Below are 17398 nucleotides of genomic sequence, written 5' to 3'. Positions count from 1 at the left end.
TCTTTGCATAAAGAATTGAATATGTTCACTACCCTTGCCAATACTATTTTTAAAGAAAGTATCGATACTTATCATATTAAGGACAACGTAGACCAAGAATTCAAGAACCCTTACGACAAACAAACCATCGAGCATCTTTTATATCGCAAAAATTGGATCGATACCGTTCAATGGCATTACGAAGATATCATTAGAAATCCCAATATCGACCCGGAGGCGGCTCTGGTATTAAAGCGCAAAATAGATGCCAGTAATCAAGATAGAACCGATTTAGTGGAATATATCGACAGTTACTTCTTGAGTAAATATCAAGATGTTGAAGTGCGGGAAAATGCTTCTATAAATACCGAAAGCCCTGCTTGGGCAATAGATCGATTATCTATTCTTGCCTTGAAAATATATCATATGCAAGAAGAAGTTGATCGAATAGATGCTTCTAAAGCGCATATAGAGGCATGTTCAAATAAATTAACGGTTTTGAGGGAGCAACGCAGAGACCTTTCCACAGCTATCGACCAACTTTTAGATGATATTGCAGTAGGTAAAAAGTATATGAAGGTGTATAAACAAATGAAAATGTACAATGACGACGAACTAAATCCGGTATTGCGTGGTCAAAAGGGGTAATACGGCACATGTATTGATCGTGCGTTTCTCTGCTATGGGAGATGTGGCAATGCTGGTTCCATGTATCTTGGCATTGAGGGAGCAGTATCCTAACCTGAAAATAACGATCCTCACTAGAGAACGGTTTAAACCCATTTTCAACGGTGTAAAGAATGTTACTGTTTTTTCGGCAAAGGTTCAAAAAGAACACAAGGGTTTTATCGGCCTTTACCGATTATACCGTCAACTCAATACGTTAGGGATTGACGCCGTTGCAGATACCCATAATGTATTGCGAAGTAAAATCTTAAAACTTTTTTTTGACTTAAAAGGGATCACCGTTGCTCAAATAGACAAAGGTAGAAAAGAAAAAAAACGGCTAATAAATCGTAAGGTTTTTAAACAGCTAAAAACGACGCACCGGCGTTATACGGATGTATTTCAACAATTGAAACTTCCCATAGACTTGACTAAAGATAATGTCCTGCCTACTATGGCCCTGCCTAAAATAATGGAGGGTAGTTCGGATGCCGATACCATTTTGATTGGGATAGCCCCTTTTGCAGCTTATAAAAGTAAAATGTACCCATTGGTATTAATGAATGGGGTGCTCGAAAAATTAACAACAAATCCGCATGTTAAAGTTCTGCTGTTCGGTGGTGGGCAACAAGAGGTAAATCAATTGGAAGCCGTTCAAAATAGATTTTCAAATAATGTTATCAATGTTGCGGGCAAACTTTCATTTGAAGAAGAACTGGCGGTCATATCAAATCTTAGACTTATGATCGCTATGGATAGTGGTAATGGGCACTTGGCCGCCAATTACGGAGTTGATGTCGTTACCCTTTGGGGCGTTACCCACCCTTATGCCGGCTTTGCCCCTTTCGGCCAACCCCTTGAAAATTCCATTTGTGCCGACAGGGAAAAATATCCATTAATTCCGACCTCAGTGTATGGCAACAAGCATCCACCCGGATATGAAAAAGTCATGGAAACCATATCGCCTGAAACAGTATATCAGATGATTATCGATAAACTTGATGCCCGTTAGAGAGCTCTGGGCATGAAATGGAATCGAAATATTGTTTTAGTTGCCCTAAGTAGTTTTGTCTTAAAACACTGGCATTACCTTCAACCAGTAAGGTCCTAACTCCGAAGTAAGAAGAAATAATATGGTTCGCCACACTTTCACAATCTATATGCTGGTCTAAGTAACCATCTAATTGCCCTTTTTTAAGAATTGAAATTAAGTTAATCTCCCAAACTTGAAGAATATCCAAAAGGTATTTGCTGATTTTTTTATTCCTGTTATTGAACTCATTGATAAAATTCGCAAGCATAAAACCGTAATTGTTTGAACTGTTCAACACTTTTTCAAGCTCATTGTCAAAAAGGTCCATCAGTATGGGAAAAGGATTTCGTTTATAGTTTACGGGCGGTATCAGAAGGTTCAAGATATCTTGAAATATCAAGTTTTGTGTTATACTTATAAAAAAGTCTTCCTTAGTTTGAAAATAATGCTCAAAAACCGCTTTTGTAATCGATAAATCCCTTAAAATATCATTTAAGGAAGTATTGTAATAACCATTTTCATAAAAAAGACGAAGGCCCCTATCACGCAGTAAATGAAGTGTTTTGCTCTTTTCAAAAGTTGTTTCCATAAGATTTGGTGACTAAGATTAATAATTCAAGTAGGTTTGTTTTACAAATTTCAAAAGAAATACCTGTAAGATAAATCTTATAAGATTATCAGTATGAAAATATCGTTACAGTGCAGTATTTGACGATTTTTTGAAAAGAGGATGGGTTTTTAAATTCCAATTATCGATAAAAAAGACCATTTGTCGTTATTTCACCCTTTCAAGTCTTTACAGATTTAACTTACATGTTCTCCAATGTTTCTCGCTCTTAGTCCAATTGCTATTTTGATATAAGTTTTTAAGTAAGACCTAAAATAAATAGGAACAAAAAAAGTTTATGTTTTACCAAACTTAAATATCCAAACCTTAAACCAACCCATTATGATTACGGCTTACTACCCCGATAGCCCTAAAGCAGTACCCAAAAAATTAACGGCGTTACCCCCATCCTATCAATTGAGGGCTTTCTTGGCCATAGTCGCCATTATATTGTTTTTTATGCTTTACGGGGCACTGGTCGTTGGACTGGGATACTTGCTTTATTATGCACTTGTATATGACATGGGCGTAATCAACAAACTAACTATTCTGTTGAAAGTTGGTGCAATAGCAGGGGCTGGCATGCTTTTTATTTTTACCCTAAAGTTCATATTTAAACTTAAAAACCACAAACCCAATAACCGCATTAAGTTGGTAAAAGGGAAAAACCTTGAGCTATGGGGCTTCATTGGGCAAATCTGTAAAGAGACCGGGGCACCCAAACCCAAAAACATCTATGTAGATCCAGATGTGAATGCATATGTAGCTTATAGTAATATGTGGTTGAGCCTTTTTCTACCTGTGAGAAAAGAACTTACGATAGGTATGGGATTGACCGATTGTTTGAACCTTTCTGAATTTAAGGCCGTCATAAGTCATGAATTTGGTCATTTTGCACAACGCAGTATGAAAATAGGCAGTTATATTATTTCTGCGAACACGATTATTCACGATATGATCTTTGAAAGGGACAAATGGGACGATACTTTAGATCAGTGGAGGGCTTCAGACCTGAGGTTATCGGCAGCGGCCTGGGTGATTACCCCTATGATTTGGGTAATAAGACAGCTTTTGAACCTATTTTATCAATTTTTGAATATGATGTATTCTTCCCTTTCAAGGGAAATGGAGTTCAATGCCGATAAGGTTGCCGTAAAGACCTCTGGAAGCGATGCCATAATCTCGGCACTATGGAAATTGGACGGAGGGGTATCAGCATGGCAGGCAACTTTGAACCACAGCATTTTAGCGGGCAAGAAGAATATTTTTGTAAAAAACCTATATCGGCATAATGCATTTGCTATTGAAAGAGGTGCAACGGCGCAAAAAAATCTTCTTGATGCTTTGCCCAATGATATTAGAGGAGGCAAGAAGTATTTTTCCAGTTCTGAACTTTCAACGGTAGGCATGTATGCCAGTCATCCACCGAATGACAGAAGGGAAGACAATGCGAAGGTACCGTATATCAATTGCGAAGCCGATAAAAGATCACCTTGGAAGTTATTTGGCGATAAAGAAGCTTTACAAGAAGAAATGACACTGTTGGTTTATAAGCTTTACTTGGATAAAAAACCAAAAGAATGGCAGGCATCTGAAGTACTCGAAGAATTCATTACCTCTGAGACCCAGGGTGCTGATTTGGCCAAAGAATATGAAAACACTTTTTTAAATCGATTTTTACAGATTCCGAATGATGAAAAATTAAATACGGAGATTCAACAATTGGGGATACCTAGAAAAGCTCTTCTAAATGAGTTGAAAGCCGAACTTAAAGAATTGATGAGACCCGTAGAAGAAATAGAGGATTTGCTGTTAAAAGCCCAGCAGATTGCCCAAGGAACCACCAAAGAGAAATCATTTTCTTTTAAAGGGGTGGAGTATAAGAAGAAGAATTTAGAGAACGGCTATAATTTTCTGCTAAGTAAACGAGAAGAACTCTTCAATCGAGGTTTTGAGTCTTGGGATACTACCTTCTGTGCATTTTTCATCGCTCTGGCAAAAACACAAGGAAAAGAAGCGAAATTGAAACAATTGTATGGACAGCATCAATCACTTTCTTTTTTGTATCGCACCATAAGTGCTACAAAAAATAAAATTTATGAAAATGTAATGGACCTTCAATCGCGGGGTGAGGTTAGCAAAGAACAACTTCATTCTTTGACTGCGAGTGTAAAACAGGCCTTTGAAAAACTTAACGAAGAGCTCAATGTTTTTAACGAACGAAATTTTGTGAAAATGCCCAATATTGCTTCAATAGATGATTTAAAAGAAGCCCTGGTCGATATGGGTCAATTTAAGATTGAACACGGATTGATATTTGAAAATGGAGGTTTTCAAAAAATGATGGAACAACTAGAGAATGCGGTTTACAATTGTCATAGAATAGATCAAAAAAGCATTGCGTGTATTCTAGTCTTCCATAAAACCTTAGAATCGACCCTAAATGCTTAGACCATAAAAGAGTAATTTCACATTGGTTGGTTTTTGTTTCTTCAGTAGATTTCCATTACCTTAAAACTGATAATCAACCAATGTCAATTATGACCTTTTTGATGTTTTATAATAGGGTATTGAATGAAAACAACACCTTAGAGGAGCTTCCTTTTCCTGTTGGGAAAGTGTTCTTTCAAAAAGGCACGGTAATTACCGATTATAACGAAATAGAAAATGCGGTCTATTTTGTCAATAGCGGAATTATAGAGTTGAGTATAAAAAGCTATATGACGGAGAAAATCATTGACTTCTTTTTTGAGAATGAAATGGTGGCGAGTCTAACTTCTTTTCTATTGCAATCGGAAAGTGATGTAAAATTGACGGCACTAATGGATTGTGAGCTGGAAATGGTAAAATACCACCATCTTATGGAGGCTTATGATCATGATTTAAGTATAAATAAGTTTGGGCGAAAAATTATGGAGGGGGCCTACATTCGAAAATCAAATCGAGAAAAGGCATTGTTGAGTAAAACAGCCGAAGAAATTTATACCGAAATGTTCCATACCCACACAAAATACATCTCACAGATTCCCGTGAACAAGATTGCCAAGTATCTTGGAATACACCCTGAGAGTTTGAGTAGAATTCGTAAAAAACTAAATTCCTAACATAGGTCAAGTCTTTTTTTTAGTCCGGGATTTCAACTGCATATAGTTTTGTAGCTGAAATTTTAAACTAAAAATCATGGAAAGTTTCATCAATCAACTGCCCACCCCATGGGCAATTTTATCAGACCCTGTTTCTTTAATCGTGTATGCTATTTTCGGAGTATTATTTCTTTGGGAAACGCTAGTTCCCGCAAGGGCATTGCCAAAGATTCCGTATTGGAAACTGAAAGGACTTCTTTTCTTTTTCGCCTATGTTTTGCTCACTACCTATATTCCGTTGTTATGGGATGGCTTTCTGGCACCCTATCAATTACTTGATTTAAGTTCATGGAATCTGCCCTTACAAATAACCATTGGTATATTTTTGGTCGTACTGGTGCAATACGGTTGGCATATCAGCATGCACAAATCAGATTTTTTGTTTCGTGTATCCCATCAAATGCACCACAGTGCCGAGCGATTGGATGTGCCAAGTGCGTTTATGTTCAGTATCAATGATATGATTGGACTTTCACTGGTCGGCTCTATCAGCTTCACCTTGCTTATGGGCCTATCTCCCCAAGCAATTACCGTCATTATCCTGAGCTTAACATTTTTAGGGGTATTTCAACATGCCAATATTAAAACGCCAAGGTGGTTGGGGTACATTATACAAAGACCTGAGAGCCATTCACTGCATCACGCCAAAGGTATACATAGGTATAATTATGCCGATTTACCTATAATAGATATACTTTTTGGAACTTTTAAGAATCCAAAATCTTTTGAAAAAGAAACTGGATATTATCCAGGCGCCTCAAATCGAATTTTAGAGATGTTGAGGTTTAAGGATGTAACCTCAAAGTAAATTTTGGTATTTCATTGGCTATTGAAAGTCCATTCAGCTGATGATATTTTCCTCGATGAAGACAACTTATTACCGTATTCGTTTATTCCATTGGATTCAATAGAATTTTGACAATAAAAACCCCCAAAGTAGTTTTGGGGGTTTTAAACCAATGTACTTTTTCTAACAACACCCGCCACCATCGTAATGGTAGGTAGATTTGCTGATAAAAATATCATTCCTGCCAAGTGAAGCAAGGGCACCAGCGGTCTTGTCACATACGGCCAAAGGCTGGTTTTTTAATAGGACATGTCCTTTGTTATCATCAAAATAGTCTTCATCGCCATAGTAGATGGCCGCTTTACCCGTAAACACACAAGGGCCATCTTCTGGCATAGGATCTTTAATTGCCGCAACTTCAATAGATTCAATATAAATCAATTCATCCGTTGGATATGCACCTGGCGCCAAAACACGATATGGTTTTCTGGCCCGAATTTCAATGGTGCCAAAACCAACATCGGTCAATGCTTTAACATATTGCTTTATGGGCAAGCTACCGCTTAAGCAAAGTGCCCTAAGCCGATCATCATTGCGAAGGGTCTCGTTCATTTCTTGCTCACAGGTAGGATCGCTCATTACCAATTTACCATGGGGTTTCAAGACTCGGTACATTTCTTCAATGGCCCGTTTCAAATCTTCCTCCTTGAAAATATTGAACAAGCAGTTTTGTGCTGCTACGTCAATAGTGTTGTCTTCCACAGGTAGGTTGAGGGCATCTCCTTTTTTCAATTCCACAAAGTCCGACTTGAACCAATCGTTCTCAACTTCGGCAATTTTGAAGTTTTGTCTACTGGCTTCCAACATTTCATCAACCACGTCAACACCTACTACCCCGCCTTTTTGGCGATTAAAGTATGAGAATTGCAAAAGTTCCATTCCACCGCCAACACCAACGTAGAGCATTTTAGGGTTGTTTGAGAGGTCTCTTGCATGAACAGTGCTTCCACAGCCATAGTTCATCTCTTGCATTATTTTAGGAATTTTAAGTCCTGGTAATTCCCAAATAGGGTTAGTGGTGCAGCATAGCCCTACATCAGGGGTCAAAGCGGCTTCTTTGTATAAATCGTTTGTAGCTTGTAAGTAACTCATTGTCGTAACTTTTTGTGAGGTCGAGATGTCATCCTGAGCGCAGTCGAAGGAGCATCGAGACCTAATTAAAATTTTTGTTTTTATGACCTCTCGACTGCGCTCGAAAAGACATTTATTTTGTTCTAATTCTTTCTATGCAACCGTCCCTTGACAACTACTTCCGGCTCCGGCTGTGCAGCCATAGCAGTGTTGCGAGATGATAATATTTCTATCGTTTAAAAGATCTTCGTTGTATTCACTAATGTGTTTTACCTTACTGGCAACTTTAAGGTCTAACATTTGGTTAAAATCACAGTCATAGAGCCAACCGTCCCAACTGATTGAAATGGTATTGGTACACATGACATTTGCCACGGCGGCAGGGTTATACGCCTCTACTAAGGCGTACATGTAATCTTCGTAATTCTCTGAGGCTATCAAATAATCCAAGAAACGGGCTATTGGAAGATTGGTAATGGCAAAAAGATTGTGGAACTGAATTCCAAAATCCTCATCCAAGGCTTTTTTAAAGTCTTTTTCCATGGCGGCTTGATCTCCGGGCAAATAGGCTCCAGATGGATTGTAAACCAAATCCAACCGTAAATCACTGCCAGGCATACCATAACCCCTTGCATTTAGTTCTTGCAATGCTTTGATAGATTTATCAAAAACACCATCGCCCCGTTGTTTATCCGTTTTACCACGGGTATAATGAGGCATGGAAGAGATAACGTGTACATTGTGTTTTTTGAAGAAATCGGGCAGGTCATAATACTTCTTATTGGCTCGAATGATGGTCAAGTTCGAACGCACTATAAAATCTTTGATGCCCGCTTTGGCGGCTTCTTCTACAAACCAACGAAAATCAGGATTCATTTCAGGCGCACCTCCAGTTAAATCCAAAGTGTGGGCACCAGTATTTTTGATGACCTCCAAGCACTGTTGCATGGTCTCGCGTGTCATGATTTCTTTACGGTCTGGACCCGCATCCACATGACAATGCTCACAGACCTGGTTGCACATATAACCTACATTGATCTGTAAAATCTCCAATTTGTTAGGGCGCAGGGGAAAATGGCCAATTTCAGAAATCTTATCTTTAAAATAGGGCAGTTCTCCATCAGCGAAAATACCACCATCCAGTATCTGTAGTTGCTTGTTAGTGCCTGCCAATTCGTTATCCCTCGCTTTAAGCGACTTCTGTAAAGGCCTTTTTTTTGGTAAAATACTTTTTTCCATTTGTTCTAGTTTGAACCCAAAACCTTGGGTTCGTTACATTGAAAGCTTATTGTACTTGTTCATCATCTGTACCCCATGCACCAAAGTGGCACCACTTTCAATAGCTGCCCCGACATGTACGGATTCCATCATTTCTTCTTTTGTAATACCACGCTGTAACCCATCTTTGGTATAGGCATCGATACAGTAGGGGCATTTTACCACATGCGAAACGGCCAAGGCAATTAAAGACTTTTCTCGAGCGCTTAGCGCACCTTCTTCAAAAACTTTTCCGTAATAATCAAAAAATTTCGTTCCCAGTTCTTCACTCCATTCGGTGATTTTACCAAATTTGCGTAGATCGGCAGGGTCGTAATATGAATTTGCCATTTTTAATAGTTTTAGGTGTTGTTAGATTAGACACTACGATTTCCTTCTAGTGATAAGGAGTATAAAATCGTATTGTTATTAAGGTATTTTATCCGTATTGGATTTAAATACAGGTGAGGGGCAGTGAAAGGGGAGACCCCTTATTGAATAAAGAGTAGGAGGTTAAACTTTTATAATGTACTTCCCCTTCTAAAAAGGTGAGGCGTTTTTTTGACCGAATAGCAGTCATAATCCTTTGTAATTCCCTTGAAATGGAGTGGGTAAAATTAAGTAGGCAATCGATATCCTTTTCAACATCAATGTCTCGTAGTACGGGAAGGTGGTAAACCTTCGAATTATTAGACCGAAGTAAAGTTGAAATCCTATTGAAAAGCCCAAATCTTTGCCAGGGCAGCCTTAAGAAAACCTTGGCGTCAAAATCGGACCGGTGAAGCCCCATTAAATAAAAACCCCCATCAAAAGTAGGTCCGAGTACGGTTCTGCCCTGCTGCAATTGGACGGCAGCTGTAGACAAGTGATTCGTTTTCAATTGTGGGCTATCATTACCGATGGTAATGACATGGTCAAATCCTTTTTTAAAAATTTCTTGAATGGCATTGACGAAGCGCTCACCAAAAGTCGTTCCAAGTTGTTCCCTTTCGGTATAATGAAAACAAGGTAGCCCTGTACGTCTTGCTTTTACGAGGGTATCACGGTTTAGCGCTTCAAAAAGCTGCGGATTTTTAGTGAACGATTTGTTCAGCATTTCCTTTTCCGCCGAATGGGAAAAAATCAGAATTGCAGTATTATATTGGGCAGCAGTCAATTAAAAAATGGATTGTTTTTTAAATACGTTGGGTTACGTCCACATACTTCAGTCGAAAGTAAGGTTAAAACTTTACGTAATGTAATAAATTTTAACAAACGTATTAATTTTGATTTGGTATGAACAACAAAATCTATAGTGGGATAAGGTTCTTTTCATAACTTTTCAAAAAGGGAATGTGCTTCGACCTGGAAATTTTGTATGTTGATTCGCTTCGATAAAAATTAGTTTTCTGGAGGGCCGATTTTTTGTTTTAAAGGTATGAAGGGATTGGAAAAAATAAAGGGCCAAATAGGGTTGGTATTATCTGGTGGAGGCATCAGGGGCATGGCCCATATCGGGCTGCTCAAAGCATTAAAGGAACATAATATCGAACCTGAACAAATTGCGGGCAGTAGCGTTGGTGCGTTGGTGGGTGCATTATATGCCAATGGAAATAGCATTGATGATATGCTGAATTTCTTCAAGGATACCCCCATTTTCCAGTACAGTTTTTTTGCCATTGGTAAACCTGGGTTGATCGATACGGCCAAATACTATGATATCTTCAAAAGGTATTTTGTTGAGGATAGTTTTGAGGCACTTACAAAAAAGCTGTTCGTTGTCACCACTGATTTGTTAAAGGGGGAAGAGGTTCTATTTGAAGAAGGCCCTTTAATTTATCCTTTACTGGCATCAGCCGCATTGACCCCGGTTTTTAGCCCGATTGAAATCAACAGGTCCCTTTACGCCGACGGTGGAATTATGAACAACTTCCCCAAAGAATATTTAGATGGGAATTGCGATTTTATCATCGGCAGTAATGTATCCATAGCCGAAGAACTACGTAAAAAAGATTTAAAAAATGCCTTGCAATTGGCTGGGCGTGTCACCGGATTGATGATTTATGCCTCATGCAAGGCAAAATTGGCCCAGTGTGATCTGTTTATTGAACCCAAGGCATTGGAAGCTATTGGCGTTTTAGACAAAAAGGGTATTGAAAAGGCTTACAATTTGGGCTATGAATATACGAGCAAAGCCCTTGAAGGCTTAAGCAAGGAGGCATCGTCGTCGAATTGAATGCGAACTAAACGTCATCGTAATCGATTTTGATAGCGGATGTCGTGGCATGCGCTTGACAGGTTAATATCAAGCCCTCGGCAACCTCGCTATCAGTAAGAATCTGATTTTTCACCATTTCAGCCTTTCCCTCGGTGACCCGTGCAATACAACTGCTGCAAACCCCGCCTTGGCAAGAGTATGGAGCATCAATATTTTCTTTTAATACGGCATCTAATACCAAGTCTTTTTGGTCCATGGTAAAAGAAAATGTTTCGTCATCCACAGTAACTTTCACATGTGTTCTGCCTTCCAGATTTTCAGCTATCGTGTCGTCTGGAGCGGTACTGGTGAACAGCTCAAAAAGAATGTTGTCTTCAGAAACGCCATTATTCTTAAGGGTTTCGGAAACCGTATTTATCATGGCTTCAGGGCCACATAGATAGAAGGCGTCAAAATCGAAATCTTTGAATTTGTTTTTGGTAATAAGGTTGACCGTTGAGGTTTCAATACGACCAAAAAGACAATCTGGTTCGGTTGAGCGGCTATAGATATGCTGAACAAAAAACCGTTCGTTATATTTTGCTTGTAGTGCCTTGAGTTTATCAAGGTACATGGTCTCAGTTGGGGTCTGGTTACCGAAAACCAAAACAAAACGATTGTTCAGATTGCTCTCCAATACGGTTTCAGCGATACTCATAATCGGTGTAATTCCACTACCCGCGGCAAAAGCACCAATTGTTTTTTCTGAACCGTTATTTTCAAAAACAAAACGGCCTTCAGGGGGCATAACTTCTAAAACATCCCCCGTTTTGACACTTTCATTGGCATAAACCGAAAATGTACCATCTGGTACTTTCTTAATCCCTACCGTTAGTTTGCCTGACGATGGGGCAGAAGAAATGGAGTAGGCCCTACGAACCTCTTCTCCATCAATATCATGTTTTAGCGTGATGTATTGGCCAGCGACAAAAGAAAAAGTCTTTTTTAGGTTCTCGGGTATAGTAAAAGTAAGGGCTACGGCGTTCGGGGTTAATCGGTCAACCGCTGCAATGGTCAATGCGTGAAAATCGCTCATGGAATCAATTTTTGGGCAAAATTAATGATTCATAAAATTCTTAAGGCGGTTTTGTACAAATTGAATGGACTTTGTAACAAATTAGTAACTTTCAGCACAAATACTAAAGAACAAATTGACCAACGACATGTTCAACCGTTTCATAAGTCTTCAGTGGAAATCTTTCTTTCGTTCGTCTTCATTTGGTAAAAGTCTGGGCATCAAAATCTTTATGGGTTTCATGATGCTTTATCTTTTGGCTTCCTTGGCAATGATGGGTGGGTTTTTGTACTTGATATTGAGAAAATTGGTGCCAAATGAAGGCCCGATGTGGGTGTTGAGCCAATACCTTATTTTCTGGATTATTGGGGAATTAATGCTACGGTATTTTATGCAAAAGCTGCCGGTAATGGACATTAAACCCATGCTGATCAATAATATCAAAAAATCAAAAATTGTCAACTATATCTTGGGTAGGTCCGCTTTTTCGGGTTTCAATATGCTGTCATTGGTTTGTTTTTTTCCTTTTTCGGTGGTCTTGATTAGCAATGGCTATCCTGTTTTAAATGTTTTGTTGTGGTTGGTCGCAATGATTTCCATCGCACTTTGCTTGAATTATGTCAATTTTATCATCAATAAAAACGACAAGGCGTTAGCGGTGATTTTAGGCGTTGCGATAATTCTATACGGCTTGGATTACTTTGATGTATTACCGGTAATGGCCTTTTTCGGACCCGTTTTTCATGCATTGTATGCCTATCCGATTACGGTGCTGATTCCCATAGGGTTTTTGGTAGCGGTATATGCCATCAATTTTAAGTATCTAAAAAGGGTATTGTACCTAGATAGTGCTTTGAAGGTAGAATCGAAGGTCGTTGAAACCTCAGAGCTGGCTTGGACCAAAAGATTTGGGGATATGGCTCCCTTTTTACAACTAGATCTTAGATTGATATGGCGTAACAAACGCACGAAAGCGCAAGTATTCATTTCGTTACTTTTCGTATTCTACGGGCTTATATTCTACACACAAGAAATATACGCCAACATGGTATTCATGCATGTGTTCTTAGGCATATTCATGACAGGTATTTTCTTATCGAATTTTGGGCAGTTCATCCCAGCTTGGGATAGTGCCTATTACAGCATGATGATGTCGCAGAACATACCCTTACGTAAATATTTGGAATCAAAGGCATTGTTGATTACCGTCAGTGTCGTGGCCATGTTCCTTCTGACGATTCCCTATGTTTATTTTGGCTGGAACATATTAGTGGTGAATATCGCCTGTGCCATTTATAACCTTGGGGTGAATGTACCCGTTATCCTGTATTTCGGATCTTTCAATAAAAAAAGGATTGAATTGGACAAAAGTCCGTTTGGCAATATGCAAGGTACCAGCGCTACCCAGTTTTTGATTATGCTGCCGGTTTTAGTGATCCCAATGGTGATTTTTTCAGTTTTAAATCTATTGATTGGCCTTGAGATTGCGGCAGGTGTGATCATTGTGATTGGCGTTATAGGATTGGTGCTGCGTAACAAGTTACTTGATGCGATTACAGACCAATACCGCAAAAAGAAATATGGCATGGTGGCCGGGTTCAAAGAAAAGAATAGCTAAGACCGAAATTAGGCTTAAGTGATAAGCAAAGTTTGAAAATAGCCGTAAAAACGTAAAGAAAAAACCAATGATTAAAGTAGATGACCTTTCTAAGAAATATGGAGCTCAGACCGTTTTAAATATTGAATCTCTTGAAATTCCGAAAGGGCAGAGTTTTGGCCTGGTAGGCAATAATGGTGCAGGTAAAACAACATTATTTAGCCTGTTGCTTGATTTGATTCAACCTACAACGGGGCATATTGTGAATAATGAGGTTCAGGTCAATCAAAGTGAAGCCTGGAAACCCTTTACTTCGGCCTTTATCGATGAAACCTTTTTGATTGGGTACTTGACCCCTGAAGAATATTTTTATTTTATTGGGGAATTGCGTGCAAGGAACAAAGCGGATGTAGACACATTGCTGGCGCAGTTCCAAGATTTCTTCCATGGTGAAATTTTAGGTCAGAAAAAATACTTACGCGACCTATCAAAAGGCAATCAAAAGAAAGTAGGCATTGTTGCGAGCTTTATCGGAAATCCGGAAGTGGTGATATTGGATGAACCCTTTGCCAATTTAGACCCTACCACCCAAATACGTTTAAAGGGAATCATCAAAGACTTGGCGGCAAAGGAAGAGGTGACCGTTTTGGTATCAAGTCACGACTTGATGCATGTTACCGATGTTTGCGAGCGCATCGTAGTACTTAATAAAGGTGAAGTGGTAAAAGACATCAAAACCTCAGAAGAGACTTTAAAGGAATTGGAAGCGTTTTTTGGGGGATGACATTCTAAAAGAATCGCGAATGTTTAGTTAAATTGAGGCGATATAATGAATGTTCTAACCAAACTTAAGACATTGCGATATTTACTTCCATTTCATTGGAAAATGCCATTATCCATAAAGGCAAGCATAGAGAATTCGTTAGGCACATTCGTCTTGTTACTTGGCTTCTGTCTCGTTTTTGGTTCGAACCTTCATAGCCAAAAGCAGACAGTAACACCTATTGAATTGGTCAAGAATGACAGTGTGTATTATCCTGTAAATAAAATTGCGATTTACCTTGATACTACAAAATCACTCACCTTTGATACCATTCAAAAGCAGGTATTTGAGAATACCCTCGCTGATATTGACAACACACAAGGGTTCTTATGGCATCGTTTCAAAATAGCGGACCCGGTGCAAAGTGACTCGCTCTTGATCTATGACTTTGCAAGTGATTTTTTGACCATATATACACCTTATATAGGCGGTTATAAAAAAACGGAGACAGGAATTTGTTATAAACTTAAAAAGCCAGTAACGAATACCATATTTGAGATTGCAATTACTTCATTGCCAACGGATTCCATAGATTTTAGCAGACCGTTTTACGCAATGAAAAAGACGGTCAGCAGTGCTGGCATGTACAACAGAAAACTCGGATTTGAGTTTATGCATTCCAATAATCCGGATTCAAGAAAGTTTATCGATTTGGTCTCACAAGCCAAGTTGCCTAAATACCTCTCTGTTTATGCAGGGGTATTTCTCATTTCCTGCCTATTGTTCTTGGTAGGGTTTCTAATGACCATCGACAAGAACTTTTTGATCTACAGTCTTTACCTATTTTTCACAACTACTTTATTTATAGGGACCATACCTTTTTTCTTCAATATTTTAAATGCAATTAACCCCATGCTCCCGTTTTTTTTGGGCAAGGTTTCCACCCTAGTGGCCACGGGTTTATATTTCTTTTTTGCCATACGGATTCTTGAAGTTGAAGAGGAGTTGCCGAGAACATTTTTTTTGAGCAAAATAGTTCTTGCCATTATCTCGATTTTCATTGTTGCCTACGTTGCGATATTATTGGCCAACCCTTTCAACGCTTATACGATAGGGGCATTTAAATGGTTTCGCATCATTTTTGGAGTGCTCTCCTTTACCATGTTCGTTTATCTAGCTGTAGTCTTAAAGCGCACTTTAGTACGTAAACTAGTGCTTTTCGGTAGCTTTTTGTTGATCATCGGTAACATATTCTCTTTAGTGTTGGGTAGTTTTTTCTTTTTCTTGAATACGGCCGTTGTTGAAATCTTGATTTTTTGGGCCGTAGTGAATTATAACAATAAAATTAATGTCAGAAAAAAAGTGCTCGCCCAATACGAACTCGAAAATGAGCGGCTTTTAAAAGAAGATATCAAAAAGTTGAGCTTGGCAAAATCAACTTTCTTTGCCAATATCTCCCATGAGCTGCGAACACCCTTGACGCTTATGGCGACACCCATTCAACAAAAGCTGCAGCAGCCAGGTCTTTCTGCAAAGGAGCGTAAGGAATACAACTTGATATTACGCAATAATACCCGTCTGGTCAATCTTGTAGACGAACTTCTGGACCTGTCAAAACTAGAGTCGGGCAACCTCAGTTTAAAAGTGGCTCAAATCGATATACGTAGTTTTCTGAAATCGCAAATTGAGCCCTTTCAATATCTAGCGGAGTCAAACCGATTGGATTTTGACACTAGTCTGAATATTACGCAAGAATTTATTTGGATAGACCGGGAAGCACTGCAAAAAATAATATCCAACCTGTTTTCAAACGCTATCAAGTACAGCCATGGCCAAGGTAGTGTAAAAGGATTTTTTACCGTGACCCCAAAAGAGCTTTCCATTGTAATAAAGAATACTGCAGATCCCTTGACCGAGGTGCAAAAACAACAACTTTTTGATAGATTCTATCAGGCAAACGAGTTTAATGAAGGTGCTGGTATCGGTTTGGCTTTGGTAAACGAATTGGTAGAATTACATCAAGGTAGGATAACCGTGGAAAATGAAGATGGTTTTATCGTGTTCAAGGTTTCCCTTCCCTGCCACAAATCGAATTTTAAGACTGAAGAATTGCATGAAGGGATAACCATACCTTCGAAGGCCGCAAATGCCATACCGGCCGCTGCTACTATTACAGAAGATGATGCATTTGCGAATGGGGAATCATTACCCTTACTTCTTATTATTGAAGATAACCCTGACCTAAGAACGGTTTTAAAGGAAACCTTTCTCGAAGAATATCAAATTGATTTCGCTATCGATGGCGAAGAAGGTCTAATCAAAGCCATAAGCTTAGTGCCAGACCTAATTCTTTCTGATGTAATGATGCCCAGAAAGAATGGCGTGGAACTCACCCAAGAACTCAAAGACCATGAACTCACCAGTCACATCCCCATTATTTTGCTCACCGCAAAAGCGGGCGACGAAAATGAATTGACAGGTATCAAAAGCGGCGCCGATGATTACATTACCAAACCTTTTAACAGTGCCCTGTTAAAATCGAAAATGACCAATTTGATCCACAATAGAAAGCGAATGCGGGCACGCTACAGCCAAGAGGTCATTTTAAGACCAAAAGACATTGCGGTAACGCCTTCTGATCAAATCTTATTGGAGCGCATTCAGTCCGTTCTTGACGTTTCTTTGACGGAACCTTCGTTTTCCGCAGAAGACTTCGCTAAGGCATTGGGCTTTAGCCGCATGCAACTGCATCGAAAATTGAAAGCCCTCACAGGTCTTTCCGCATCAGGGTTCATTAGGTCGCAAAGATTAAAATTAGCGGCCCAGCAACTTGAAAAATCAGGCGCCAATGTGTCTGAGGTATGCTATCAAACAGGCTTTAACAACCTATCTTATTTTGCCAAGTGCTTTAAGGAAGCCTACGGGGTAACCCCGTCACAATACCCAAAAAAGGACTAAAACCTTCCATTTATCCACGGTTTTCAGCAGGTGACACAGCATGTTACATAATTGTTCAAACCTGTTACAATGCTCGCATACCCCGCAGCTAAAGGGCCGTATTTTAGTTTCAACTTTTTATCAAGAAAAGGCAATCGTTCATATACGGTCATGTAATGGCATCTTAAGATCCCCTTAAACGATAATGGGTTACAAAAAGAAACTCTAACCTATGCCCTTCCTTGAG

Annotated in this window: 15 protein-coding genes; 9 read left to right on the top strand and 6 right to left on the bottom strand. The window is 39.1% G+C overall.

Going from position 1 to position 17398, the window contains the following annotated elements; genetic code table 11:
• Positions 1-21: 21 nt before the first annotated feature.
• Together AACM45_RS16080 and AACM45_RS16075 are read left to right on the top strand one after the other, a co-directional pair.
• Positions 22-627, top strand: coding sequence for a DUF4254 domain-containing protein (locus tag AACM45_RS16080; protein ID WP_339144001.1), 606 nt, complete (start codon positions 22-24; stop codon positions 625-627).
• Positions 611-1657, top strand: a complete 1047-nt coding sequence (locus AACM45_RS16075) for a glycosyltransferase family 9 protein (RefSeq protein WP_339144000.1) — start codon at positions 611-613, stop codon at positions 1655-1657. Before AACM45_RS16080 ends, AACM45_RS16075 begins: the two co-directional genes overlap by 17 nt.
• Here the strand turns inward: AACM45_RS16075 and AACM45_RS16070 are convergent.
• Complete coding sequence (locus AACM45_RS16070; protein ID WP_339143999.1) at positions 1632-2267, bottom strand: TetR/AcrR family transcriptional regulator; 636 nt, start codon at positions 2265-2267, stop codon at positions 1632-1634. The two genes, AACM45_RS16075 and AACM45_RS16070, sit on opposite strands and share 26 nt — an antisense overlap.
• Positions 2268-2627: 360 nt before the next feature.
• On the opposite strand from AACM45_RS16070, the gene AACM45_RS16065 reads away from it, so the two are divergent.
• The 3 genes from AACM45_RS16065 (at position 2628) to AACM45_RS16055 (ending at position 6236) form a co-directional block, all read left to right on the top strand.
• The gene (locus AACM45_RS16065; RefSeq protein WP_339143997.1) at positions 2628-4736 is read left to right on the top strand and encodes a M48 family metalloprotease; all 2109 of its coding nucleotides are present in this window, start codon (positions 2628-2630) and stop codon (positions 4734-4736) included.
• 80 nt (positions 4737-4816) lie between these two features.
• Complete coding sequence (locus tag AACM45_RS16060) at positions 4817-5389, top strand: Crp/Fnr family transcriptional regulator (RefSeq protein ID WP_339143996.1); 573 nt, start codon at positions 4817-4819, stop codon at positions 5387-5389.
• Positions 5390-5465: 76 nt separating this feature from the next.
• Positions 5466-6236: a sterol desaturase family protein gene (locus AACM45_RS16055; protein ID WP_339143995.1), complete on the top strand. Its 771-nt coding sequence runs from the start codon at positions 5466-5468 to the stop codon at positions 6234-6236.
• Positions 6237-6398: 162 nt separating this feature from the next.
• On the opposite strand, the gene arsM is transcribed toward AACM45_RS16055, so the two are convergent.
• From arsM to AACM45_RS16035, 4 genes are all read right to left on the bottom strand, one after another.
• Positions 6399-7367 carry an arsenosugar biosynthesis arsenite methyltransferase ArsM gene (gene arsM, locus AACM45_RS16050; protein WP_339143994.1) on the bottom strand — a complete coding sequence of 323 codons (969 nt, stop codon included), beginning with the start codon at positions 7365-7367 and terminating at the stop codon, positions 6399-6401.
• Between the two features lie 132 nt (positions 7368-7499).
• The gene (arsS, locus tag AACM45_RS16045) at positions 7500-8585 is read right to left on the bottom strand and encodes an arsenosugar biosynthesis radical SAM (seleno)protein ArsS (RefSeq protein ID WP_339143993.1); all 1086 of its coding nucleotides are present in this window, start codon (positions 8583-8585) and stop codon (positions 7500-7502) included.
• 33 nt (positions 8586-8618) lie between these two features.
• Complete coding sequence (locus AACM45_RS16040) at positions 8619-8954, bottom strand: arsenosugar biosynthesis-associated peroxidase-like protein (protein WP_339143992.1); 336 nt, start codon at positions 8952-8954, stop codon at positions 8619-8621.
• 103 nt (positions 8955-9057) lie between these two features.
• Positions 9058-9759, bottom strand: coding sequence for a TIGR04282 family arsenosugar biosynthesis glycosyltransferase (locus AACM45_RS16035; RefSeq protein WP_339143991.1), 702 nt, complete (start codon positions 9757-9759; stop codon positions 9058-9060).
• 261 nt (positions 9760-10020) lie between these two features.
• Here AACM45_RS16035 and AACM45_RS16030 point away from each other — a divergent pair, with 261 nt between their 5' ends.
• Entirely contained in the window at positions 10021-10818 is a 798-nt protein-coding gene (locus AACM45_RS16030) for a patatin-like phospholipase family protein (protein WP_445227734.1), read from the top strand.
• A gap of 7 nt (positions 10819-10825) precedes the next feature.
• Here the strand turns inward: AACM45_RS16030 and AACM45_RS16025 are convergent, their stop codons facing one another.
• Positions 10826-11875 carry a ferredoxin--NADP reductase gene (locus AACM45_RS16025; protein WP_339143988.1) on the bottom strand — a complete coding sequence of 350 codons (1050 nt, stop codon included), beginning with the start codon at positions 11873-11875 and terminating at the stop codon, positions 10826-10828.
• Positions 11876-12002: 127 nt separating this feature from the next.
• Here AACM45_RS16025 and AACM45_RS16020 point away from each other — a divergent pair, with 127 nt between their 5' ends.
• The 3 genes from AACM45_RS16020 (at position 12003) to AACM45_RS16010 (ending at position 17172) form a co-directional block, all read left to right on the top strand.
• A complete protein-coding gene (locus AACM45_RS16020) occupies positions 12003-13472 on the top strand; it encodes a DUF5687 family protein (protein WP_339143987.1) in 1470 nt (489 codons plus the stop codon).
• A 67-nt stretch (positions 13473-13539) separates the two neighbouring features.
• The gene (locus AACM45_RS16015; protein ID WP_339143986.1) at positions 13540-14235 is read left to right on the top strand and encodes an ABC transporter ATP-binding protein; all 696 of its coding nucleotides are present in this window, start codon (positions 13540-13542) and stop codon (positions 14233-14235) included.
• A 72-nt stretch (positions 14236-14307) separates the two neighbouring features.
• Positions 14308-17172: a response regulator gene (locus AACM45_RS16010; RefSeq protein ID WP_339143985.1), complete on the top strand. Its 2865-nt coding sequence runs from the start codon at positions 14308-14310 to the stop codon at positions 17170-17172.
• Positions 17173-17398: the final 226 nt, after the last annotated feature.

It is taken from the genome of Croceitalea sp. MTPC5, from assembly GCF_036985505.1.
GTDB lineage: Bacteria > Bacteroidota > Bacteroidia > Flavobacteriales > Flavobacteriaceae > Croceitalea.
This window is presented reverse-complemented; position numbering and strand designations above follow the sequence as displayed.